Below are 23,487 nucleotides of genomic sequence, written 5' to 3' on the forward strand. Positions count from 1 at the left end.
AATCCTTTCGAAAAGAATCCGAAGCATATCCGTTGGTTCAATAAGAAAGAGCTAGCGGCGGCGATCGGAGTAACACCGGATACGCTTGGCCGACGGCTGAAGCAGATGAAATTCGATGGGGAGTTCGTTGTCGCGCGAATAAAGGTTGGAAGTGAGCCGGAAAGGTATACGTTCAATCCTAACGTGTTTTATCGGCAGTCCAAAGCGCCAGATAAGACGCTGCTTGCGATGTTTAACGTTAAGAAAGTATAATTTACCATGTCGGAGGTGATACGGATGGGATTTACGGTAGGAGCGAAAGAGTTGCCGAAGCCTAAATACGGGTTTCCGCGCGGAGCATAAAACGAAAGAGGGCGCCTATTGGCGCCTTTAATTTTATAACTTTAGCCAGTTTGCGAGCATCTTGTCTTTTGATTTAAAATCTTTTGCGATTTGCGCCAGATAGCCGCTGATTTCTTCTAAATCTGAAATCGTGTCTTGTAATGAAGCGATATAGGCCGCTTCGGCATCGACATCGTAAAACAGCGGATTCCCTTTTTTATCGAACGACTGCGCCAAATCATTCAGCGTATTGTTTACATCATCGAGCGTAAGCTGATCGTATAAGCCGTGACCGACCTGGCGATAGGTATCGTATTTCAAATCGCTTATCGCAGCGTCATGTTCCTGGTAGGCGTTTTCCGCTTCTCTTTTCATCGTACGCAGGTCGTTTATAATCGCATTTACTTTTTCCGCAAGCTGCTTAGCGACTTCGGGGGTGACTTTAATCGCGCCGCTCCCTGATGCCACTTCAGCCGGCAGCATTGCTTTTAAATTTTTATCGTAGACGAGTTCATCGCCTTCAACATTTTGAACGTTGCCGTCTTCGTCGAAGGTGAAATTCGAATCATTGAGGCCGTGGGTGTCGGGCATTCCTAAGATTGCGGTCTGAAAGAAATACCCAGCGTTTTGCCCGATTTGTTGGAATACATCGCCCTGCATTCTCGCCTCGCGCACCGCATTTGATAATTCAGGGTCCTTCGTATAAATTGTCGTTCCATTGTGCCGGTCATATTCGTTCCACCAGCCGGCCCCGACCATGTCATCCGGATTGATAATCGATTTTATGGACCGGTCATATTCACCGTTGTTAATTTTCTTTTGCTGCTCCTCAGAGTGCAGCTTAACAATTGAAGGGCTGTTAAACGCGACGGCATAGATGTTGTTGTTGACCGCGCTGTATTCAGCTTCTGCGCCGCCAAGCGAGTGTCCGGTAGTTGAAATAACCGTCGAGGTGCCTTTATACTTTTGTTTAACTTCCCGCACCAGATCGTCAGCTTGCCCGATTTGGGACGTTTTCGTAATTAATTTGTAGTTACCGGTGCTAAGCATCGAGTCTTGTGACGGAGTTCCGTTATATTTTCCGAGTGTTTTAGAAGTATCTTTCGCATCTTTTTCGGCTATGTAGTGTTCCTTCTTTTTCGGGTCAATTCCCATCACAACGTTCCCGCCGTCTGCGTCAATAACATCTTGAAAGAACTGGCTTTTCGGATCAGTTCCCGCGAAGGCTACGACGACGTTTTCGGGATTATCTGATTTGACCCACTTGCCGTCTTTTGTTTTTTGACCCTGAGAAAAAACAACGGCATCAAGTCCCGTATCAGAGTCTCTTTTAATTTTTTCGACATACCAATAAGTTTTTTGGTCTGTCTGTATCGGTTTTCCTGTTTTCAATTTATCATCTAATCTTTCGCGGTTGTAAGATTCCTGACTTAGCGTATAATAAGTTTTATCTGTTATTTTTGGAACTTTTATCTTATCACTCATATACATCGCCTCTTTATTTTTGTAAAATAGGATAGGAAAGGGTTGATTTCCGATTGAAAAAGAAAAAGTACATAATTATCCTTATTTTAATAATTATAGCAGTTGGAGGACTTTTTATGAAGCATCAGCACGATCAAAAGGAAAAAGAGATTGCTTTATTCGAAGAAGCACAGAATCATATGGAAAAATTTTTAACAACTAACTATAAAGATGTGAAAGATATCCATTTTTCTGAGAATTACTATATTAATCCAATGGGTGGTATTACTGTGAAGGGTTATACTAACGGAGAAAAAGAGTTTGAAGGTCTATATGATCCAGCCAATAAAGAAATATTGTCATATACGGTTGATGCCGAACCCAAAGAAGAATGTAAAGATAAGCTTTGTACAAGATAAATTAGCCCGCTCGGCCTTATTTGTTTTATATGCTCTTCTTCATACCGCATCTGCGGCACTCGCGAAGAAATATGCCGTCCTTAACCGAACTTTTAAACAGCGTATAGTCGCAGTTATCGCAGCGCCCGTAGTGGACGTCTGGATACTCTTTATAATCGTATACAATTGACGTATCATAGCCTTTTGTTTCGTAATCCATTCGCTCTCGACCTCCGACTATTAGAATACGACAATAGTGCGATCAATTCAACGCCATTCATGAAACGAAGGAATCCGTAGCAATCCGTTTTTCGTTTTAAATCGGTGTTTGACGCGGCACATAATCGGCTCAATATAGACGTATTTCTCCGTCTCCTCGACGTCCTTCCGCTCCATATGCAACTTCCGCCGCTTATCATACGGCATAAACTCCATAACGCCGGCGTATTGACCGTCCAGGTACGATAGCAGCATCGCATTATCTTCCTTTCGTATTCCGATTATGAAAACGTCTGTATATTCGTAGTTAACGACCTTGAGCCAGCGGTCAGATCGTTTATTTTCCGCGTAAGTTGAATCAGCGCGCTTCATAACGATTCCTTCGAGCTTATTTTCGCGGGCTAATGCGAAGTAATCCGCAGCATAACCACGTATACCTTCGACTATTTTAACGTTCGGGTGATCGATTTTCAGGCCGCACAGCAATTCCTTTCGCTTATACAGTGGCTGAGACGTAATGGAAGCGCCGTCTATCCGCAGGACATCGAAAACGCAAAATACTATCGGATGATAACTTTTTCGCGATTGGAACCGTTCCATAACCGCTTCGAAATCGCCGGCGCCAGTCGGACCAGTTACGATAAGCTCTCCGTCTAACACGGTTCCGTCCGAGATGTCGAGCGTTAATAATTCGGGGAATTTAGCGGTGACTTCGTTATTGTGGCGCGTGTAGAGGCGGATTAGGCCGTTATTTTTGGACGCAATTAGCCGAATGCCGTCGAATTTGGTTTCCGTGATATAAGCGTCAGAGTTGAACGGTTCCTTTGCGGACTCAAGCAGCATGGGCGAAATAAACAAAAAGAATCACCTCGTTTCAGCGTAGTTACTATAATGATATAGTAAGAGTACGACGAGACAAAGCGATTCGGTTACGGTAATTTATGTTATTCCGTTCTTTTGCGTCTCATAGAATCTACATGCTGTTGCATTTCTTTAGAAATCCTCTCAACTTCCTTTGCTGCGTCTTCGATTACAGAAAGCCGGTTCGATGCTCTGCTGAGAACTGCATCATGTATTACTACATTTACTTGATCGTATAACTCATCTAACAAGTAACAAAGTTGAACTTGTTTCTTACTGATTCTCACAGGTTTCTTATACACCACACATACTCCTTTCAACGTTTTTTCCACGAAATTAAAGCGTAGGAGCCGCCGGAAGCTGCTGCAGGTATATTAGGTATCGGCGGCCGCTTAACGCCTGATTTCGTTTGTTATTCGATAACCTTAATCGCCTTAAATCCGCTGCCATTTTCGTATTGATCCTTCGTAAAAGTAACGCTAATCCTATCGCCAGGCTTTGCGTTTGTGGCTGCCGGATCGAAAGAGAAGCCGCCGTCATCCGCTGAAACCGCGTAGTTTTTCCCTTCGACGATATATTCGCGTTCGATCGTTTCCTGGGCGTCTTTGGCTTCCGCGGCCATGTCGTCAGCCACGCGATAAGCAATATCGACATCTTCGTTCAGCTTTGCGGCGTATATCCCGAGGGCCGCGTTTCCTGCGATTGATAGGCCGAGGACGGCCGTTAAAAGTTTCGTTTTATTCATCGTCATTACCTCCGTGTTTGGTTGCGATTAAATAGCCGAGACAGGTCAGCGCCGTATTAAACCCGATCTGATACGCCCTGCCAGCGTCTTTAAACGTTGCAATAGGGCGCTCATATAGATCGAGAAGTTGTTCGGCCTGCTGCGGTCTTAATGGCGGTGTGTCCGACCACAAACGTTTTACATAAAGCGTCATTTCCGATTCCTCCCCGATCTAAAGAATAGAAGCGCGATGAAAACGATCGCTGATCCGAGGCCGACGTAGTCCAGAACGGACAGCCGGCCGAAGTTCATATCCGCAATCCAAGCGAGCAAGACGACGACTAACAAAATTTCGGTGGTATCAATTCGTTTCATTCGTGTTATAATTGATTGACAAGGGGCGAAATGCCCCTCGGTGTTATAATCGGCGACGGTGTTTCTTGGTCGGAGCCCGTCGCTCTTTACTTTCGGAGTCTTTTCGCATCTTGCGGAGTTCAAGGCCGAGCTTGATAATTCCGAGCCAAGTTGCGGCGATTGCCGAAAGCTTCATCACTACGTCAATCAATTACGTTCACCTCCTTTCGTTATCTTAATTATAACGCATAACCGTTATAACGTCAATACGTTATTTACAAAAATATCGTTTTTACGTTATAATAATCGCAGGAGGTGCCGGCAAATGATCGTTAAATTAAAGATAGCCGAGCTACTTGATCGGAAGAATATGACGCAGAAGGAACTCGCAGAGCTAACCGGGATAAGGCCGTCTGCCATCAGCGAACTGTGTCGCGGGATTAAGGAACGGGTGCAGCTCGACCACCTTAGCCGGATTGCAACCGCGTTGAATATATCGGATATACGAGAGCTTATCGACCTAGACGAAGACGCTGACGAATGATTGGCGTCTATTTCTTCGTGTTATTACCGTATATTTATACGTTTATATGAATAATAATACGTTGAATGTAACGGTGAGACATCGGATGATTATCGTTATATTCTCAATTAGAATATCGTAATTGATAATGAACACGATCTTATTCGCACAAATCGGCCAAAAACACGACTTTATTCGCACAACCGAAAATAGGGTTCGTGCTTACAGCCGCAAGGGATACAGCGATTTTGAGTCCGGAATTACTTCTTAGTCTTCTGAATCCGAAGACTAGCGGGAACTACGTTTCACTCCGTCCCGCAGAAACGCAATCATGTATATTGTATAAATAATTGTATCGCGATAAAGGTCTTAATAATATCCGCGGACACGGAGGAGCGTAAGCGACGGAGTGGACGCTAGTATTTAAAACATACGAAAGGATAGCGTTATTATCACGAAATACATCAACTTTCATACCGTTATGCTGTATTACGTAATAGAAGGACGTGTAACATACGTTTCATACCGTTGTACTAATACGCAAGAGGTACCGGTTAGATACGGTAGGGTGCCGTTGGGATAGAGCGGGCGGTACCGGATATGCATACCGCCTGTTGCATACGGCAGGTATGGCGCAATAGATATAGGTAGGAATACGGTGAGGGATAGACGGACGGGACAACGGAGTGTTACCCGAACACCAGCGAGATAGTCCGAAAGGATAAGCCCTTCAGAAACTCACGGGGTCAGTCCGACCAACACCGCCTACACACTCCCGATATGCAATATCTTATACATAACGGCCGGCACCACGCACCTATCACATCGTTGATCTGACGCGGTTTGTCGAGTGCATAAAGTTCCTTCGTATCTTTGCGATATATGATGACCGATGAAGCCAGTCGTATCAACGTTTCGTTCATTCGTTCAATGTAACAAAACGTGATTGTGTTACATTCGATATACAAAAAGGTGAATGATTTATACAAACGGAATTTTTTCGGAAGGGCCCGGCCCCCAAGCCGCCCCAAAAACCCCCGGACGACTGCTGTTCAGAACTTGCGCACAATTTTTCGAACTCGGGGCGTAAATCTAACGGAGGTGCAGCCGATGATTCAGAAATGTGATGTTTGCGAAAAAGATGGCGAATTAGACTACGATGATATTAACGATCGGCAAATGTGCGAGCGATGTTGGGACGCATATTACGAGGCTTGTTATTATAGCGGCTTAACATAACGATTTTCACGCGCAAATCACACGAAATTAGACGTCTCAGCCTTCGCCGAGGGTATTCGGTAGGGTAACGGTTAGAAACGCTAATTTCGTGTAAATTTCAAACGTATGCGGTGGCGGAATAGGTAGACGCTTAAGACTTAAGACAGATACTTCCCGACCTGAAATCGGAGACGTGGTCGAATGCTGTCATGCGAGGTGCAAATCCTCGCCCGCATATCCGATAGCGACGGCGGATTCTCCGCCGGTGGGGACGTTAAATACGTACCGGAAAGCGTACTATACTGTCGCGAATTAATAAGGACTTGCGTTCGACACGGCCGACTTAGCCTACGTGAGTCCGACGCAATCAGAACGAGGCTTCCGCACCCTACGGCGGAGGTCTTTTTGTGCTTGCGTCTAGCAATAGAGCCGTAAAGGCATTCGGTTGACGTACGTACATTCACCGGCCGGGTAGTGCAGGGATCAGTTAGAAGCGCCTGTATCTAAATCGACATATGGGCGTTTCTCGTAATAACAAAGCCGGTCGGTGTAGCAAATAGGGGCGCATGTTCCTCGGTGGCGGATTATTTGGGCAGGTTCGATCCCTGCCGCCCCTGTAAAAGCAGGTTTCACGATGAAGCGCGCTTTGAGAAACGAAAAGGAGACGATGTGAATGGCGGATAAACGCGAATCAATAGAAATGGATAGCAGGAACGGAGTCATCCTCGGGTATCATAATCCGAATTTCGAAAAAAATGGAAAGATCAGAGACGTAAACGTAAAGGTAAGCGTAGAGGTATCCGAAGCCATCACTGGCCTTAAAGCTCTTCAACGCGAAGCAAAGGCGGCGACGCAAGCGCTGGCTGAATTGCGGCAGGAGCAGGTGGAGATTAGCGTTGAAGAGGTGGTGCGTACTCTCGAAAAAGCTCTCGAAAACTCTAATGTGGATGTGTCCAACCTAAAAGAGGGATTGCGGAAATGGTTCGAGACTATTAGTGAGGTTGATGCGGATGAAAGCAATTTGCGATAGTTGTTACAATCCGTTTGCCGCAACTCCGCAAGAGAGGGCGATCCGAAAAGGCGTTATCGAGACCTTCTTTTCGTGCCCTCATTGTGGTCATCATTATTGCGCGGCAGTAACGAATCATCAGGTTCGTAAGCTGATTAACGAGCTCCAAACGTTGCGACTTTCCGGTCCTCCTAGCGATAAGGAAGAACCGGCTAAACATAAAGACAAAATTTTGAGATTAAAAGCGGATATTGACGACAAAATGGATGATCTGAAACGAATATATTGCGTCGACAAGTCCTAAACCTCGATGCTTTCGTAAGCTTCCGATATCTCATCGGCCGTAATTCCGATATATTTCAACGTCTCGCGCTCGCTTGAGTGGTTGAGCATCGACATAATGCGCGTGATATCAACGCCGTTCTCGTATAGGCGATAACCAAACGTCTTACGGAGCGAGTGCGTACCGATGCTGCCAATCTTTTCGTAAATGCCGGCCTCTTTGGCTGCGTCGCTCAATATCCGATAGGCCTGAACGCGGGTGATCGGCTTACCACCTTTGCGACTGGCGAATATGTAATCATCGTCATCGCCTTTGAGTTGGGAAACGATCTTAAGAACGGAAGGGCTAAACGTGATCACACGCTTTTTCTTCCGTTTCTTTTCTTGGAGTGTAATCGATTTTTGGCCGCGAAGCTCTCCGATTTTTAACAGCAACAAGTCGCTGATACGCAGACCGAAAGCGGTACCTAATTGCGCGAGCCATCGATCCCGTCCCGGCTTGAGCGCCTTTATGAACTTATTGTAATCGCGTTTTGATTTAATCGGAAAAACTTCGTTAGCCATAACGATTCACCTCTATGTAACTTAAAAATGATTTTGTTACATTCATATTAACGAAAAAGATAACGAAAGTCAATACGAAATTGAAACGAAAGGAGGCTGCCAATTTGGCGTACATTAACGGAAAATGGCTGGATCGCGAAGAAAGGCAGGAGCGGATCGATTTATTGACCGAGCGTGTCCGTAAATTGGTGGCGCTCATTAAGTCCGGGAAGGCTACGGAATACCATATCGACACATTCCGGAAGGATAAAGCAGAGTTGACGAAGCTGAAGCGGGTCCATAAGGCTGAACTCGATGTCGCGTACTTCACCTACGAATACCTTAGTGACGGCCTAAACCCGGATAACGAGGACAATGTCGTTCGTAACTCGGACGACGGGACGCCTCATGACGGAATCGAAAATATTGCGAAGATCCACGAAGAGTTTTTTGATCTTTGTAACTACGTGAACCACGAAAAAAGGAACGCTAGGCTTGCGATTGCGGCGGCGCGGGGACATTCGAAGTCCGGTATGTTTTCGAATGCCCTTCCGTTACATCAAGCGGCCTTTCGAAAGCGCAAATATATTCTGATCATTTCCGAAACGGACTCACTCTCGAAAAAACTTATCGGATGGGTTAACAAGCAGATGAAATTCAATCAGAAGCTGCGTGAAGACTTCGGACCGATGATGCATGAATCCGCAAGTCGTAACGAAAAAGATAACGAAGAAGCGTTCATCACAACAACGAACATTCTGATTGAATCATCTTCTTCCGGCAAACAGTTGCGGGGGAAAAGACACGGAGCCGTACGTCCCGATCTCGTAATAATTGACGACCCATCATCCAGTAACAACGAAGGCACAAAGGAAGCTCGCGAAAAGCTCGTTCATTGGTTCAACTCCGTTGTCGTGCCGATCGGATCTAAAGCGACGGCGATCATACTTGTCGGAACAATGGTCTCGGCAACCGGTCTACTAAACCACGTCTTGAAGCGGAAGGACTTTAAATCGAGCTTTCATGGTGCCATCATTAGCGAACCGACAAATCCGCAGCTATGGGAAAAGTATTGCGAAATCTATGCGCGCTCAGAGTCGATGGAAGAAGTCGATGAGTTTTACGCGCAGAATAAAGAGGCGTTGGAGGAAGGCATTGAACTCGCGTGGCCGTGGCGGTGGACTTACCGGGAGCTCATGCACGAAAAGGTAAACATGGGAACGCGGGCCTACAATTCGGAGTTCCGAAACCTTGCGTTCAGTGAAGATGAGCAATTTTTCTTCCCGGAAAACTACGCTTACTACCATTACTACCACGAGAACGGTGTTGCTTATGTCGTTTATAACGATCTGAAAATACCGATAAGGGACCTATTAATCTGTGGTGCTTGGGATATTGCGCAAGGAAAGAACGCACGGTCTTGTTATAACTCGGTCATTACGCTCGGAAAGCATGAGCCGACCGGATATATTTTTGTACTTGACGAGTATGCGTCGAAAGAGCCGGCGCATGTTTACATTGACATCATCGTTAAAAAGATCAAGCAGTACCGTCACCGGATATTTAATGTTGAAACGATCAATGCTCAGCACGAGTTTTACCGGCAATTGCAGGAAGCGGTTAGAAAAGAAGGGCTTTATACGTGCCGCGTCAACGATGTTAAGTCGCACAGGTCATCGAAAGACGAGCGCATTCAATCGTTGGAGCCGATGCTGCACAACAAAACGCTTATTCTAAACGACCGCCACACGATGCTCTTAGATCAGATGGCGCAATACCCCTTTGGGGATTACGTGGATTCACTCGATGCGCTACAGCAAGCTATAGAAGGAGTTTTCCGACCTAAAACGAGACTTGTAGCAAAGCCGAATTGGATTTAAAGTGGGAGGCGAAATAATGTCACGATTAAAAGAACTAGAAGCAAAATTAACGTTACAACAACGTAAGGCTGCGCTTTTGCTTGTCGAGAACGAGTTGATGGCCGAAGCAAGAAAGACGCAAGAGGAGCTCGCCAAGGATATCGGCGCCGACCGCGTCACAGTCTACCGATGGCGGACGCAGAACAAAGCATTCATCGAATATATGAACCTACTTGCGGACGATATGCTTTCCGGGCACAGATCGGAAGTGTATGCACAGCTAATGAAGCTTATCCGAAGCTCTCAACCGTCAGTCAAAGCGATCGACTTGTTCCTCAAACGGTATGGATTGCTTACAGAGCGCCAAGTCACAGCGACAGAGAACGAGAGTGGATCGTCCAGTAACGAAGATATCGCGAAAGAAATCGAAGATATTGACGAATTGCTTAACGATAGGAAAGAGTAGCTATGAATTTATTTAACCGTAAACACGACGAAGCAGACGAATTCACATACGTAAAAACTTACGGAATCATCCAGAAGGGCGCTCAATTTCCGCCGCAAGATTCTATCGAAAGACTTGCGAAATATAAGCGGGCTAAAAAATGGTTTGACGGAAAGCAGCGTGATGTATACGAACGGGCAACGGCGATTTTAAAGGATTCGCCATTCTCAGCGCAGCTCGAAAAGCTTTATATAGCCGTTAACCTTGCGGATATTCTTGTCACCAAGCCCGCGGATCTGCTCGTCGGCGAGCCGGTCCGTTTTGAGAGCGGAAAATCCGATCAGAGTAAGGAGCAAAAAGCGCTAAATAGGTACGTTGAGGAAAACGATATTAACCAGTTGATACACGAAAGTGCGACAGCCAATGGATATCGCGGTGACGCGTGGTTTAAGGTTCGGTATGGCTACCGGCAGGACTATTCGGAACTTAAAAAGATGGGGCTGATCGAAGGAGATGCGCCAGAAGGCGTTGAGATGGAGCCGATTATTGAACACGTTAATGCAAGTTGGGTATTTCCGGAGACGTCAGCCGGCAATGTTAAGCAAACAAAAGCGATCAACATTGCACAAGTGGAATGGGTTGAAACCGAAAAAACAGAGATCCCTTTCCTAAATGTTGAGCGGCATATTCCGGGTTACATTCTATACTCGCGTCACCGACTTTATGAGAACGGTGTCGATACGTCAACAGGTACACCTATTCCGGTATTTACTATCGGAGATGAGGTTCCAACAGGACGAGATGAGAATTTAGAAGTAACGAATCTTCCGCACATTCCGGTTTTTCACATACCGTATAAATCGGTTGATGATTCGTTCTTCGGAATTGGACTTATCGAAAAGCTCGAAACGGTATTCGCAGCGATTAACGACCGACTTGTTCAGATCGATTATATTCTCTGGAAACACAGCGATCCTACAGCGTATGGTCCGGATTTAGAAGCGACTAATGGGGCCGTGCAGTTTGGCGGCAAATACATTCCGGTTACTAAAGACGACCCGACGCCTGGGTATATGGTATGGCAAGCGCAGCTTGATGCCGCATTCAAGGAACTCGATATTTTACTTAGCGTCGTCTTTCAGATGTCTGAGACTCCGCAATGGCTTTTCGGAACCACAATGTCTGGCGATAATTCGGGCGGAACCGGGACTTCCCATACAGATGGCGCGGCAATCAAAGCGCGATTCATGCCTATTCTTTCGAAAGTAAAACGTATTCGCGCCCATTACGATAAAGCAATCCGCGATGCGCTTTGGACGTGTATGTTGTTCGATAAAGAGTTTGGAGACTTAGACGTTTCTGATCCGGTTTATCCTAAAGCAATTTGGAGCGACGGAATTCCTCGAAACGAAAAAGAAGCTGCTGAGATCGCGAACATTCGGACCGGCGGTAAACCTACGATTGATGTTCGCTCTGCGATTAAAGAACTTGACGAAGTTGATGACGAAAAAGCTGAAGAGATCATTCGTAGAATTGAAGACGACGAAAAGAGCGTTAATGGATTCGTTGATGGTTCTGTTTTTAACGAGCAGGAAGAGAAGCCAGAGTCTCAGGGAGAGCCTGAAATTAAGGAAGAGTTTATCGAAGAGGATAGAGAATAATGCGGGTTCCAGAGCCGACATACCGGTACGAAGTAGATCAGCTCACAGCATATTATAAAGACGCCGTTCAGGACATTATGGCCGAACTAGATCGGGTAGACTTAGATAATTTTCGTCAAGCAAACGCGAAAGCAACTCTCTCGTCAATTGCGGAGATTTTATCCGAATTAGACGACAAGACGAAGGAGTGGGTTGAAAAGAATATCCCCATTGCAGCTAGGCAGGGCGTAATTAACACGATAATTGCGTTAGGAATTGCGCAAACAGTTGAAAAAGCATCTCAAATCGCTTCCTTTTCGTGGTTAAACAAGGAAATGATTGCGGCTGCTGTCGCCGATACTCAAGCGGATCTCCTCGCAGTGACACAAAATATTGATCGGAAAACGAAAGCGGCTGTCCGGAAAGCCGTTTCGGATTCCATGCGGTATCACATGACGCGGGGCGAAAACGGTCGTCGAACTATTGCGGCAGACATTCGCAATACGCTTCAGCAATCAGTTAGAACAGGAATCATAGACGCTGCGGGAAGGCGCTGGCGTCCGGAAGTTTACGCGGACATGGTAACCAGAACGAAGATGATGGAAACTTACCGGGAAGCAACGACAAACGAGGCTCTTAAAAGAAACGTTTATTATGCCGTTATTTCTTCGCATGGAGCAACGGATGCCTGCCGTAACTACGAGGGAAAAATAATGAAGTTAACCGATGATGCACCCGGCGATTATCCGACCTATGACCAGCTAAAATCGTCGGGTCAGATATGGCACCCGAATTGTAAGCATACCTTTTCACCAATAAGAAATCCTGAGGGGGGTTAAAAGTTGAACGTAAATAACAAAATGCGCGTCGGAATTTCTAACGATTCTCGGGGCGTTAGTAAGGTAGTAGACGAATCTCTCGACGGAACAAAAGCGATTCCGGTTGTATTCGTCCAAAAAACCGCAGACGGAAGCTTTTCGTACGGATCAGAGCCGGTAGAAGGAACACACCTCGATAACGAAATGAACCATCCTATCGAAACTGATCCGTCAGGAACCGCCGAAATAGTTGACGAAGATGTTAACGGAGTAAAGGCTGTACCGATCGTACTTGTAACGAAAAACGCCGAGGGTGAGTTCGTTTACACAAGTTTGGATAGCGGAAATTCTGACGTTGAATGGTCGGCCATCTTAAATAAGCCGACATCTTTTCCACCGTCATCACACACGCATCCTATTTCGCAAATTACGAATCTGCAAACAACGCTGAACTCGAAATTGACTGCGAGCCAAGCGGCTGCGCAAGCGGATAGTACAGCTACGGATATCGAAGGGTTGGTGGCGGACTTTAACGCTCTGCTTGCCAAGCTTAGAACCGCCAAAATACTGGCGCAATAGAAGCGGAGAAGGGCGTTTTTTTACTTTGTCCAAAACCGGCTATGACATTAAACTGTCCGATAAATTCGTCGCGTTGGACGTTAAAAACGTAATGGGAGGAAACATGGTTATGGAACAATCGAAATCTCTATTGCCGTTAAATTTACAGCATTTCGCGGAAGAAACTGAAGACCGGGCGGAACCAGCGGCTGCGGAGCCGAAAAATACCGACACACCTGAACCGCCAAAAGACGAAGCAAAGACAATTCCTTATGACAGGTTTAAGCAGGTTAATGACGATTTAAAATCGTTTAAGTCTACGTTTGAAGAATTAGGCATTGACGGAGTTGATTCACTAAAAGCGCTTGTCGAAGACTACAACGCAAAGAAAACTGCCGAAGATGAGCGTAAGCGTAGCGAAATGACGGAGCTCGAGCGCCTTCAAAATGACTTGAAAGCGAAAGAAGAGGCCGAGAAAACTCTCGCTCAGCAACTCGAAGATCTTCAAAAAGCTAACGAACGTGAAAAGATCCGCAATGAATTTATTAAGGTTGCTACGAGTAATGATATCGCCTACATCGACGACGCCTTGGCGTTGGCTGATCTATCCGCGGTAAAGGTCGAAGACGGAAAGGTTGTCGGAGTTGAAGACGTTGTCAAAACGCTCGTTGACAATAAACCGTTCTTGGTCAAGAAGAAGGCGCCAAAGCCTATCGGACAGAGCTCGAACGGATCAGACACAGGAGCTTCCGAAAAAACGGCGGAACAACTACTAGAAGAAGCCGCACAAAGAGCGAAGCACAGCGGACGGCCAGAGGACAAAGTGGCCTACGCAAAATTGAAAAGAGAATTATCGAAGTAATCAGCGCCCTTTAAAAAGGCGCTTTTTTAATGCGAAAATCAAGGGGGAAATTGAATGTCAAAAATTTTATCCGGTGAATTAGTAGGTAAAAAGGAATCCGTTGTAGATGAGATTCTACTCTTAAATGAGCATCAAACACCATTATTGAATCTATTGGGGTTCGGTTCTCCAGTTACTCAGGTTGAGCACCAATGGTTCGAGGATGAAATGATTGCTGATGAATCCAGAGTTGTCGGCGCTAAAACTAACGCGGATACTGAAATTGAAGTAGCTGACGCAGAGCCTTTCCGTTCTGATCAAGTTGTTAAGATCGGAGAGGAACTCCTCAAAGTTGTCGCGGTTAACGGAACGAAGCTAACTGTTGTACGGGGATACGCCGGAACAACTGCGGAAGCTATTGAAGACGGCGCAGTTATCCAAGTCCAATTCGTTGAAGGTCGCGAAGGTGCTGACGCACGCGATGCTAAATACAAGCCAAGAAAACGCGTGTCTAACATTACACAAATCTTCGATGAAACAATCTCAATCACCGGTACTGCCGCCGCCGTAAGTAACTACGGAATCGATAACCTGTACGAATATGAGAAGCAGAAGAAACAGCTCGAACTTGCTCTACAACTCGAAAAAGCAGCAATTAGCGGTATTAAGTACGAATCGTCAGACGGAATTGTTCGCCAAATGGAAGGAATGCGTCAGTTCATTAAAACTAACGTAATTGATGCGAAAAATGCCGCATTAACTGACGAAAAAATTAACGACGCTATGCAGAAGATTTATGAAAGAGGCGGATTCGCAAGCGGCGGAGCATTTAAGATTATGGTCGGCGCAAAACAAAAACGTGCAATCTCAAACTTCGATAAATCTCAAATCCGTCTGACTCGAGCCGAGAACGGTCGCGGGCAGGTTGTGGATCACTTCGTTTCTGACTTCGGCCAAGCGGAAATTCTTTTGAATAACAACCTAAACGCGGATGAGCTATTCATCTTCGACGCTAACCGTACAGAGATCCGACCACTAGCAGATCGCGGATTCTTCCACGAGTACCTTGGTAAGAAAGGTGACTACTTCGAGGGTCAAGTCGTTGGTGAATATACACTACAATTCCTACAAGAAAAAGCACACGCACGAATCAAAGGTTTGGCATAATCAACGGCCCGCACTTAGCGGGCCTATTTATTTTGACAGAGGTGTTGTGTAGTAATGGCTGAATTCAAATCAAGGTATCCCGAACTCGGGTTCTATGTGAATGACGTATTTAAGTCGTTCAAAAACGGCATTTATAAAACGGAAGATGCGGACGAAATCAAAGTTCTGTCCGAACTTAAAGACGTAACTCAGGTCGATCAACCAACGGAGGAAGCCGCACCTAAACCGGCAGCTAAGAAGCAGACGCGTAAATCCTCCGCAAAATAACAGGGGGTGGCGATATGGCACTAAGCGTCGAAGGTGCTGACGAATATATCAACAGTTACACGATTGATAACGAAGATTGGAACGATTATGCGGCGGAAAAGAAACAACGGATTATAAATGTTGCTGAGGACGTTCTCATCCGGAAATTTCCCGATTATAAGATACCGGATAATGCGGTTTATGAGTTTGCGAACGTGCTTGCGATTGCTTATAACGATACAAACCGTTTGAACAAGCAAGGCATCGCTTCCTATTCGATAACCGGCGTTGCTTCGTTCAATTTTAAAGACACGTTAAGAGTCGATGATGAGTCGCTTATTCCGAAGAAGACGCTCGATCTGATCGAAGAAGAAAACGACGTGAAACTCGGCGGAAGACGTATTCAGTGGACGGTGATGTAAATGCCGATCATTCCGATGCGTCAGACGATCACTGTTGAACGTGATAAAACCGGTCAGCTCGATAGATGGGGAAACCCGGTAAGCGCGGAGTCGTTTACATTAAAATGTCGAGTCGACGAAGGATCGCAAATCGTATCATCCAGATCTTCCGGACTGGTCAAAAGCGAAGAAGAGGTCGCAACTGCTCGTATATTAATCGATAAACTAGCCGACATCAAATATTCCGATACAATCTCCTTTACGAATGAGCTCGGAGAGATAATCACAAGAAAGCCGAAGGAAATAAACGTAAAGAGAACTATATCTGGAAAGCCGTTACTTACGGAGGTGATCGTTTGAATTTTACGATAAACGCAAGCGATTTCTTGCGCGGGTTAGAGGTCACCAATGATGAAGTAATAGAGGCTGCGGCTGAGGCGATGGAGGATAATACCGACGATCTTGCGCGTATAGCTCAAAACATCGCTCCCATCAAGAAAGGCATTCTCCGACGAGGTATGAAAAAGAAATTCACACTAACTCGAAACAGAATGATCGGCGAGGTTTCTTTCCGGGCTGTGGAAAATGGATTTAATTATGCGATATGGACGCATGAAGCCGATTACAATCTCGGACCTGCTTCAGCGCAGGCGAGTGGAACTGACGGATATACTGTCGGCAACAAGTATCTCGAACGCCCTCTAAAAGGAGAATCGGATAGGTACTTAAGAAACGTTGAAAATGCGGTAAGAAGGGTGTTGAGGTAGTCGTTGAAGATACTCGAATTAATATCGTTTATTGAATCGCGAGTCGATGGCGTCTACTTTCCGAATAGATTCCCTACCGAAGCTGTCGACGAGTGTATTTCCGTAAAACTAACCGGAGGCTTTCCGACATCGCAATGGACCGGAAAGAGGCAGCCGTCTTTTCAAATACTCGTTAGGGGAAGGAAGGGCGGAGAAGAGGGTTGCGAAAATAAAGCGTACGAACTTTTTAATTCGCTAACTAACCTTAAGGAAGTAATGATCGGGGAGGATTCTGTTGTAATTATCCGGGCTTCGACTTCGGATCCAATATTTATCGGTTATGACGAAAATGATCGTCCTCAATATTCTTTAAACTTCAATTGCGTTGTTAGGCCCTAAGTAGGGCCTTTTTATTTTGAAACAAGGGGGAAAATGAATGGCGGCAGGAATTAAAGGTATTGATGTACCTATCGGTCCAGCTATTGTCGAATATGGGGAAGGTGAAGATAAGGTCACATTCGACATTACAAAGGGTGGAATTAAGTTTAAAGTACAAACGTCTAAACAAGACACTACAGTCGATCAATATGGTGATACGATCGTCAAGTCGACAATGAAAGGGAGAACTGCGGAAGTTACCATTCCGTTTGCTCTACATGATCTCAATAGACTAGCGGCGGCAATTCCGAACAGCCGGCTTGTTACAGACGCTACTGATCCGAATAAGAAAAAGCTCGTAGTAAGTGGTAAGGCCGGTTACGATATGCTCGCAGCAGCTAAGAAGCTTGTTATTAAACCGACAGCACCAACGACCACACCAAACGATTATATCACTATTCCATTAGCCGGTGCGGTCGCTGACCCGGAATACACATACGATTCAGACAACGAACGGATTTCGAATTTAACTTTCGTTGCCTATCCGGATACAGATAACGACGGTGATTTATTCATCATTGGCGACGAATCTGCAAGTGCACAAACAACAACACAAACGTAAAGACATCGCTTAATCGCGGTGTCTTTTTATTTTTCGGAAAGGAGATGTCCTATGAAACTGTTCGCTAAAAAAGATTCGGATCGCTTGTATTTCGGTGAGTATCCGGTTGAAATTCCGAAGCTTACTCCGAAGAAGTGGAAGTTACTTTTCGGCGCGGTTGATCGTTTACCTGGGATTATCGTTCAGGTTTTGAGCGCGCCTCCGGAAGACTTTTATTCATACGTTGTCTCGGGTCTTGAAGTAGGGCTTGATGAGATCGTCGAAATCGTCGCAGCTCTTAGCGATATTGATGCGGATTACATTGCGGAAAACGTTGGAGCAGACGAGTTGTTCCAGTATTTAGCGCTCACTTTCGAGAAAAATAGCCTGTCATCAATGGCAAAAAACATAAAGAGCCTTCTTCCGAATCGCAACAAGTAGAGGGCGAAGAAGGCGAGCCGTACACGATAGATGACTATTTGATCGATGCCGCCGTTATCCTAGGCGTCACTCAACGGGAGATCGAAAATGATTTTTACATGGTAGATATTCCGAAGTTCATTAAATCCAAAACCAAACAAAAAGCGATGGCATCGTTAGAGCGAATTCGTCTTACGCTCGCTACCAACAACAGAGCGGTTGAGGACGATGTTTTCGACTCGCTGATGCGGAGTTTAACCAAAACGGCAGGGATAGATACAACTATGAAATTCGATCGTGAGAAGTTCGAACAATTACGAAGATTACAATCCGGTTTTTAGGAAAGGAGGTAACTAATTGGCAGGAACATCGGTAGGAGAAATCCGTGCGAGGTTAATACTTGAATCACAGGAATTCAGTAACGGTGTAGATCGCGCCCGGCAACAAATGGACGGTATGGGACGATCCGCCGCAAGCCTATCGAGTCAAATGGGCCTCGTTCAGAAGGCGGCGTTAGCTGTCGGTGGTGCGGTAGCGACCGGAGTTGGAGCGGCAACGAATGCGGCTGCGAACTTCGAACAGCAAATGAGCGCAGTAAAGGCCGTATCTGGTGCGTCGGGAGAGGAAATGAAGAAAATGACGGACCTCGCGATAAAACTCGGAGAATCGACGTCCTTTAGCGCAACCGAAACGGCAAAGGCTACCGAAGAGCTCGTCAAAGCGGGCGTTAGTGTTACGGACATCATTAACGGTGGCTTATCCGGAGCCTTGGATCTAGCAGCCGCAGGAAACCTCGAACTCGCGGACGCAGCGGAAATCGCTTCGACCGCCTTGAATGCGTTTAGAGACGATAATCTCGAAGTAGTTGATGCGGCGAACATTTTGGCCGGTGCTGCGAACGCTTCGGCAACCGATGTCGGCGAACTGAAGTACGGATTAGCACAAGTGTCGGCGGTAGCTTCAGGCGTTGGGATGTCGTTTAAAGATACGTCTACGGCGTTAGCGGTATTCGCGCAGAACGGACTGAAGGGGTCCGATGCCGGTACGTCATTAAAAACGATGCTTGCTAACTTGCAGCCGAGCACCAAAGCGCAAATCGAACTATTCCATGATCTCGGATTACTTACGGATGAAGGAACGAGTAAGTTCTTCGACCAAGCCGGCAGTCTGAAGAGCCTTTCAGAGATTGCGGATATTTTGCGAAAGTCAATGAGAGGTATGACCGACGAGCAGCGACAATGGACACTTCAAACTATTTTCGGATCAGATGCCGTACGTGGTGCGACGATCTTGTATAAAGAGGGCGCGAACGGAGTTAACGAGATGTGGAAGGCGATGTCAAAAGTAACGGCTGCGGATGTCGCGAAAACGAAGCTCGACAACCTCAAAGGGTCCTTCGAAGAGTTCAGCGGCGCAATGGAAACGCTCGGAATTAAAATCGGTAACGAATTCCTTCCAACATTCCGGCAAATTGTCGATAGTGGTACGGAGGTTGTCCGTGTTATCAGCGATATCAATCCGGGCATCACAAAGACCGGAATTGAAATGGTTGGGGCAGCGGCTGGAATCGCGCTGGTTGCATCGTCAGCCGTTAAACTTGCGGTGGCAATGCGGGGCCTATTTGTTTCGATGGGGCCGGCCGGATGGATTATCACAGGTCTTTCGTTGCTTGGCGGTCTACTTGTCGGCGTAAAAGAAGGCTATGACGCGATGAATACCGTCAGCTTGGAGACAGCGAATGCCAAGCAGAAGGAGATCGAGTCAATCGATAGTTTAGCGACTCAATTCGATAAGCTAAAGAATAAGACGAAACTGACTGCGGATGAGTTTGCGAGATATCTCGATATTAACGACCTCTTAAAGACCGAGACAGATCCGGATGTCATTAAGCGTCTTAAGGATGAGCAGGCCGGTCTTAAGAAAAATTCTGGACTAACAAATGACGAGTTTAATCGGTTTTTAAAGTTAAATGACGAAGTGATCAAGAAATCTCCGGATACAGCGGCGGCTATCAGCGGGCAAGGGAACGCTGTTGCTAAAAATACTAACGCTCTGAAAAGATTGAACGAAGAAAAAGCTGAAGAGTTGCGTATTGAATTAGATAAACAAAAAAACCTCGCTGAAAAAAATTACGATGAAAACCTAGAAAAACGCAGGAATATTACAAGAGAAATAAATGATTTGACAAAAGACCGGAAAAGACTCGAAGCAGATGTATCGGCTCAACTTGCTACTATAGAGAATACCGAGAAACGACTTTCACAAGCAAAAGCGGACGGTAATAAGAAAGAAGCTGAGTCCGCGCAAACTGTTCTAGACGTACAAAAAGGCACACTCGGAAATCTTCGAGGTCAGTTAGATACAATTTACGGAAAAATTAGTGCAAAGAATACAGAATTAAATAAAGTTAATGAAGAAATCGGAAAGCTGGATACAGTCAAGCAAAAAATGATCGATCTCGAATTACGTCAAGTCGGTCTAAACGCCAAAAGAGGTCAAGGCGTGAACGTGATAAATAAAGAAATTGCCCGTTTGAAAGACGCCAAAGCCAATCTCATAAATAACACTTCTGCGGCTGATAAGAAAACGAAAGAGTATCGTGATTCCGTAAGTGCTATCGACAAAGAGATCTCGCGGCTCGAGTCGGCGAAAAGTCGGGTACAAGAAATCGCCAAAGAAGCAGAAACGATGAATCAAAAACTGGCTCGTAGGATCAGCAAAAAGATTCATGTTACGTATAGCATGGACGGAACTGAGATCGAAGAAAGTGCGAAAACGTTCAAGAAGACGCACGGAAAAGGCGGACAAGAGGTGCCTTTCCACGTCGGAGGTATCGTTGGTCGCGGCCAGATAAACAAACTTCATACCGGAGGGCTTGCGTCTAAATTCGATAACCCTCCGATGAGTCACGAGGTCGACATCCGGGCGTTGCGGAACGAAATGGTTCTCACCGAAGCACAACAGGCGAACCTGATGCGGATGATTGACGCAGGCCATACGGCATCGATCGAAAGCTCATTCGGTTCCTCACCGGAAGTTTTGGCCGGCTTGGCAGCGATCGAGAGGGCTGTCCGCAATAGTGGCGGTCAGGTGGTCGTTATGGATTCCGAAATCGTTGGTCGATTAGTTGAGCCGTATGTAAGTCAGAAGCAAGCGGAGGAAGTGAGCGTTCTGAGCCAATTTAATACTTAGGGCGGAGGTGATCGCGGTTGGAGAAAATACCTATTACAGATAGTAACTTTAAGATTATATATCCAAACGGGTCCTCCGTCGATATGGCGAGGGACCTTTCTGTTTTGGTGAAGAGTTTCGTAGTTGTGGCGCCTTCGCCAAATATCTATTACGAAAAAATCGAAGGTAGAAACGGGAGTATACGTACTGGTAAAGATTTCGGAATACGATCGATCAAAGCCGAATGTATCTTTTTCGGAGAGGATACGGATGATTTCTTTCTACTAAGAAATGAGATCATCTCGGCATTATATAGAGAATCTCAGTTTTATATTATTACTGAGTCTGAGCCGTATAAACGTTGGAGGGCAGAAGTAAGCTCGTCGTTCGATCCTGATAGAATAGGGAGTTTCGGGAGTTTTAGCATCCAGTTTGATTGCGCTGAAGTCTTTGCCGAGTCGGTGGGAACTACATTAGATCCCTTTACTTTCGACGCTAATAAGTGGCTTTTAGGTGAGGGATTAACAGATACAATTCCTACTTACAAACACAAGGCAACAACATTCTCGATATATAACGCGGGAGATGTGAAGATCGATCCTGTCGATATGCCATTAATCATCACATACAAAGGTGCCTCGTCGAAGCTTACGATAACTAACCAGACAACCGGAGACTCTTGGCAGTATTTGGGCACAACTAGCTCCGGAGATACTGTTGTTTTGAATCGGGTAATGGCGACCAAAAATAACGTGAGCATATTCGGAAACACCAATCGAAAATTAATCACGTTAGCCCCGGGATGGAATCAATTTAAATTATCCGGTACATCCGGAAGTTTTGAGATAGCTTTTAATTTTCGTTTCTACTATTCATCGTGAGGTGGTGTTTTGAAACCTTTATATGTTCGAAGCATTCTCGGACAAGAGGAGGCTCTTACAAAATACGACGTAACTAGAAAGTCCGCAATTAGTAGTCAAAATACAGAAAAGTATATCGATGTTACGGTCGTGAAGCACGAATCGAATACGCACTCATATCCATTGATACAACCCGAAAATGTGCTGATATACGATGGTGAGGAATACATTATTCGACCGTTTACTGCGAGTTTAAATTCCGTCAAAGTCAAGGGAATTCACCGCATGTTTGTCGACCTGAATGACGTCTATATCTACGATTCCAACGACAAAGAGAAGGACTATACGATCGAAGATGCGCTAGGAATTGCGCTGAGAGGGACCGGTTACAAATTCGAAGTCGATAAGGCGGGATTGCCATCCACGGTAAAGCTCAGTAATTTCGGCGACAAATTTTCGCTTGAGCTGCTTAAAACGGTAGCTTCGGAATTTGGGGCCGAATTCACTTGCGTAGGGAAAACGATATATCTGGCGAAACAAATCGCGAGAAATACCGATAATCAGATCCGATATAAATTTAACGCCGCAAGTCCGACAAAAGAGATCGATACAAGCGATTTAAAAACGTATATTAAGGGGTTCGGGAAAAAGGATGATAAGACGAATACGTACGCAGTAACGGCTGAATATACTAGCCCGTTAGCCAGCGTTTACGGAATCCGCCATGCTGCACCGATCCGTGACGATAAGTATACGGAAAAAAATAAAGATCAACTTATCGCGCAGATGAAGAAAGAGCTGCACGATAAAATAGAGATCTCAATTTCTCTGACTTACGTAGAACTTTCGGAAATGGGTGTGCAAGATATCCGGCTCGGGGATTACGTTTGGTGCATTCTCGATCCGTTTGACATAGATGTCCATATACGAGTCGTCGAAGTCGAGGACTACTCTGATCCGATGAAATCGCCCAAGTTTACGTTCGGAAGTATAGTCCGGAAATCGACGAATATTGTTGCCGACTTTAAAAAGACACAAAAGACTATTTCTAAGATCGTCGATACACAGACCGGTAAAATACGAGAGAGTTCTATCAAAATCGGTAGCAATACGCAATTCGATCCCGGATATGATCCGACGTTACTAAACATTCCGCAATACGGATTAGCTTCGGCATCCTCAGACGGTTTGATGAGTTCAGGTGATTTCGTAAAGCTTGCGAACATTTTAGTAGGGCCTGACGGTAAAGTCATTGTCGATTTGGCTTCGGAGAGTACTAACGGCTTGATGAGTTCTGCCGATTTTATAAAACTGAAGCGGATTATTATGCCGGCAACAGGCGACGTGGATATGCAGTCGATATTGGACCGGTTAGCTGCTCTTGAAGCGAAAGTAGGAGGACAATAATAAAGGAGGAGAC

27 protein-coding genes and 1 pseudogene are annotated in these 23,487 nt (G+C 45.6%); 21 read left to right on the top strand and 7 right to left on the bottom strand.

Annotated features, from left to right (window positions below):
• Positions 1-252: pseudogene (locus AB447_RS23220) on the top strand (hypothetical protein); the annotation flags it as partial.
• 123 nt (positions 253-375) lie between these two features.
• On the opposite strand, the gene AB447_RS23225 reads toward AB447_RS23220, so the two are convergent.
• Positions 376-1,806: a lipase family protein gene (locus AB447_RS23225; RefSeq protein ID WP_057957770.1), complete on the bottom strand. Its 1,431-nt coding sequence runs from the start codon at positions 1,804-1,806 to the stop codon at positions 376-378.
• Between the two features lie 53 nt (positions 1,807-1,859).
• Between AB447_RS23225 and AB447_RS23230 the strand changes: the two genes are divergently transcribed.
• Positions 1,860-2,204, top strand: coding sequence for a DUF1433 domain-containing protein (locus AB447_RS23230; RefSeq protein WP_016885213.1), 345 nt, complete (start codon positions 1,860-1,862; stop codon positions 2,202-2,204).
• A gap of 25 nt (positions 2,205-2,229) precedes the next feature.
• Here the strand turns inward: AB447_RS23230 and AB447_RS26010 are convergent, their stop codons facing one another.
• The 5 genes from AB447_RS26010 to AB447_RS26435 form a co-directional block, all read right to left on the bottom strand.
• Positions 2,230-2,403, bottom strand: a complete 174-nt coding sequence (locus AB447_RS26010) for a DUF8096 family protein (RefSeq protein WP_017474553.1) — start codon at positions 2,401-2,403, stop codon at positions 2,230-2,232.
• Positions 2,404-2,450: 47 nt separating this feature from the next.
• On the bottom strand, positions 2,451-3,260 hold the full coding sequence (locus AB447_RS23235; RefSeq protein WP_048354882.1) for an ATP-dependent DNA ligase: 810 nt from the start codon (positions 3,258-3,260) through the stop codon (positions 2,451-2,453).
• 415 nt (positions 3,261-3,675) lie between these two features.
• The gene (locus AB447_RS23245; RefSeq protein ID WP_048354880.1) at positions 3,676-4,008 is read right to left on the bottom strand and encodes a hypothetical protein; all 333 of its coding nucleotides are present in this window, start codon (positions 4,006-4,008) and stop codon (positions 3,676-3,678) included.
• Positions 4,001-4,201, bottom strand: coding sequence for a hypothetical protein (locus AB447_RS23250; protein ID WP_048354879.1), 201 nt, complete (start codon positions 4,199-4,201; stop codon positions 4,001-4,003). Before AB447_RS23250 ends, AB447_RS23245 begins: the two co-directional genes overlap by 8 nt.
• Before the next feature lie 204 nt (positions 4,202-4,405).
• A complete protein-coding gene (locus AB447_RS26435; RefSeq protein ID WP_172796391.1) occupies positions 4,406-4,552 on the bottom strand; it encodes a hypothetical protein in 147 nt (48 codons plus the stop codon).
• A 114-nt stretch (positions 4,553-4,666) separates the two neighbouring features.
• Here AB447_RS26435 and AB447_RS23255 point away from each other — a divergent pair, with 114 nt between their 5' ends.
• The gene (locus AB447_RS23255) at positions 4,667-4,885 is read left to right on the top strand and encodes a helix-turn-helix domain-containing protein (RefSeq protein WP_023856046.1); all 219 of its coding nucleotides are present in this window, start codon (positions 4,667-4,669) and stop codon (positions 4,883-4,885) included.
• Between the two features lie 1,870 nt (positions 4,886-6,755).
• Positions 6,756-7,112 (top strand): hypothetical protein, encoded by a 357-nt coding sequence (locus AB447_RS27100; protein ID WP_241494796.1) that lies wholly within the window; start codon positions 6,756-6,758, stop codon positions 7,110-7,112.
• A 279-nt stretch (positions 7,113-7,391) separates the two neighbouring features.
• On the opposite strand, the gene AB447_RS23270 is transcribed toward AB447_RS27100, so the two are convergent.
• A complete protein-coding gene (locus AB447_RS23270; RefSeq protein ID WP_048354877.1) occupies positions 7,392-7,937 on the bottom strand; it encodes a tyrosine-type recombinase/integrase in 546 nt (181 codons plus the stop codon).
• Between the two features lie 104 nt (positions 7,938-8,041).
• On the opposite strand from AB447_RS23270, the gene AB447_RS23275 reads away from it, so the two are divergent.
• The 17 genes from AB447_RS23275 (at position 8,042) to AB447_RS23360 (ending at position 23,474) form a co-directional block, all read left to right on the top strand.
• Positions 8,042-9,796 (top strand): hypothetical protein, encoded by a 1,755-nt coding sequence (locus tag AB447_RS23275; RefSeq protein WP_057957771.1) that lies wholly within the window; start codon positions 8,042-8,044, stop codon positions 9,794-9,796.
• A 16-nt stretch (positions 9,797-9,812) separates the two neighbouring features.
• Positions 9,813-10,241: a phBC6A51 family helix-turn-helix protein gene (locus AB447_RS23280; protein WP_048356424.1), complete on the top strand. Its 429-nt coding sequence runs from the start codon at positions 9,813-9,815 to the stop codon at positions 10,239-10,241.
• A gap of 2 nt (positions 10,242-10,243) precedes the next feature.
• A complete protein-coding gene (locus AB447_RS23285) occupies positions 10,244-11,881 on the top strand; it encodes a phage portal protein (protein ID WP_057957772.1) in 1,638 nt (545 codons plus the stop codon).
• On the top strand, positions 11,878-12,699 hold the full coding sequence (locus AB447_RS23290) for a phage minor capsid protein (protein ID WP_048355737.1): 822 nt from the start codon (positions 11,878-11,880) through the stop codon (positions 12,697-12,699). Before AB447_RS23285 ends, AB447_RS23290 begins: the two co-directional genes overlap by 4 nt.
• 3 nt (positions 12,700-12,702) lie before the next feature.
• Positions 12,703-13,257 (top strand): hypothetical protein, encoded by a 555-nt coding sequence (locus tag AB447_RS23295; RefSeq protein ID WP_053075428.1) that lies wholly within the window; start codon positions 12,703-12,705, stop codon positions 13,255-13,257.
• 109 nt (positions 13,258-13,366) lie between these two features.
• Positions 13,367-14,098 carry a phage scaffolding protein gene (locus AB447_RS23300; RefSeq protein ID WP_128748304.1) on the top strand — a complete coding sequence of 244 codons (732 nt, stop codon included), beginning with the start codon at positions 13,367-13,369 and terminating at the stop codon, positions 14,096-14,098.
• Positions 14,099-14,152: 54 nt separating this feature from the next.
• Positions 14,153-15,244: an SU10 major capsid protein gene (locus AB447_RS23305; RefSeq protein ID WP_048355736.1), complete on the top strand. Its 1,092-nt coding sequence runs from the start codon at positions 14,153-14,155 to the stop codon at positions 15,242-15,244.
• A gap of 54 nt (positions 15,245-15,298) precedes the next feature.
• On the top strand, positions 15,299-15,511 hold the full coding sequence (locus tag AB447_RS23310; protein ID WP_048355735.1) for a hypothetical protein: 213 nt from the start codon (positions 15,299-15,301) through the stop codon (positions 15,509-15,511).
• A gap of 14 nt (positions 15,512-15,525) precedes the next feature.
• On the top strand, positions 15,526-15,912 hold the full coding sequence (locus AB447_RS23315) for a hypothetical protein (protein ID WP_048355734.1): 387 nt from the start codon (positions 15,526-15,528) through the stop codon (positions 15,910-15,912).
• Positions 15,913-16,251: a hypothetical protein gene (locus AB447_RS23320; RefSeq protein WP_048355733.1), complete on the top strand. Its 339-nt coding sequence runs from the start codon at positions 15,913-15,915 to the stop codon at positions 16,249-16,251.
• On the top strand, positions 16,248-16,658 hold the full coding sequence (locus AB447_RS23325; protein WP_048355732.1) for a hypothetical protein: 411 nt from the start codon (positions 16,248-16,250) through the stop codon (positions 16,656-16,658). Before AB447_RS23320 ends, AB447_RS23325 begins: the two co-directional genes overlap by 4 nt.
• Before the next feature lie 3 nt (positions 16,659-16,661).
• Complete coding sequence (locus tag AB447_RS27105; RefSeq protein ID WP_048355731.1) at positions 16,662-17,036, top strand: minor capsid protein; 375 nt, start codon at positions 16,662-16,664, stop codon at positions 17,034-17,036.
• A 37-nt stretch (positions 17,037-17,073) separates the two neighbouring features.
• A complete protein-coding gene (locus AB447_RS23335; protein ID WP_048355730.1) occupies positions 17,074-17,637 on the top strand; it encodes a hypothetical protein in 564 nt (187 codons plus the stop codon).
• A gap of 51 nt (positions 17,638-17,688) precedes the next feature.
• A complete protein-coding gene (locus AB447_RS23340; RefSeq protein WP_048355729.1) occupies positions 17,689-18,057 on the top strand; it encodes a hypothetical protein in 369 nt (122 codons plus the stop codon).
• A gap of 435 nt (positions 18,058-18,492) precedes the next feature.
• On the top strand, positions 18,493-21,228 hold the full coding sequence (locus AB447_RS23350; protein WP_326075223.1) for a phage tail tape measure protein: 2,736 nt from the start codon (positions 18,493-18,495) through the stop codon (positions 21,226-21,228).
• A 17-nt stretch (positions 21,229-21,245) separates the two neighbouring features.
• The gene (locus tag AB447_RS23355) at positions 21,246-22,088 is read left to right on the top strand and encodes a phage tail family protein (RefSeq protein ID WP_048355728.1); all 843 of its coding nucleotides are present in this window, start codon (positions 21,246-21,248) and stop codon (positions 22,086-22,088) included.
• Between the two features lie 9 nt (positions 22,089-22,097).
• Positions 22,098-23,474: a phage tail protein gene (locus tag AB447_RS23360; protein ID WP_048355727.1), complete on the top strand. Its 1,377-nt coding sequence runs from the start codon at positions 22,098-22,100 to the stop codon at positions 23,472-23,474.
• Positions 23,475-23,487 lie beyond the last annotated feature (13 nt).

Source organism: Bacillus glycinifermentans (genome assembly GCF_001042475.2).
In the GTDB taxonomy this organism is placed as follows: domain Bacteria; phylum Bacillota; class Bacilli; order Bacillales; family Bacillaceae; genus Bacillus; species Bacillus glycinifermentans.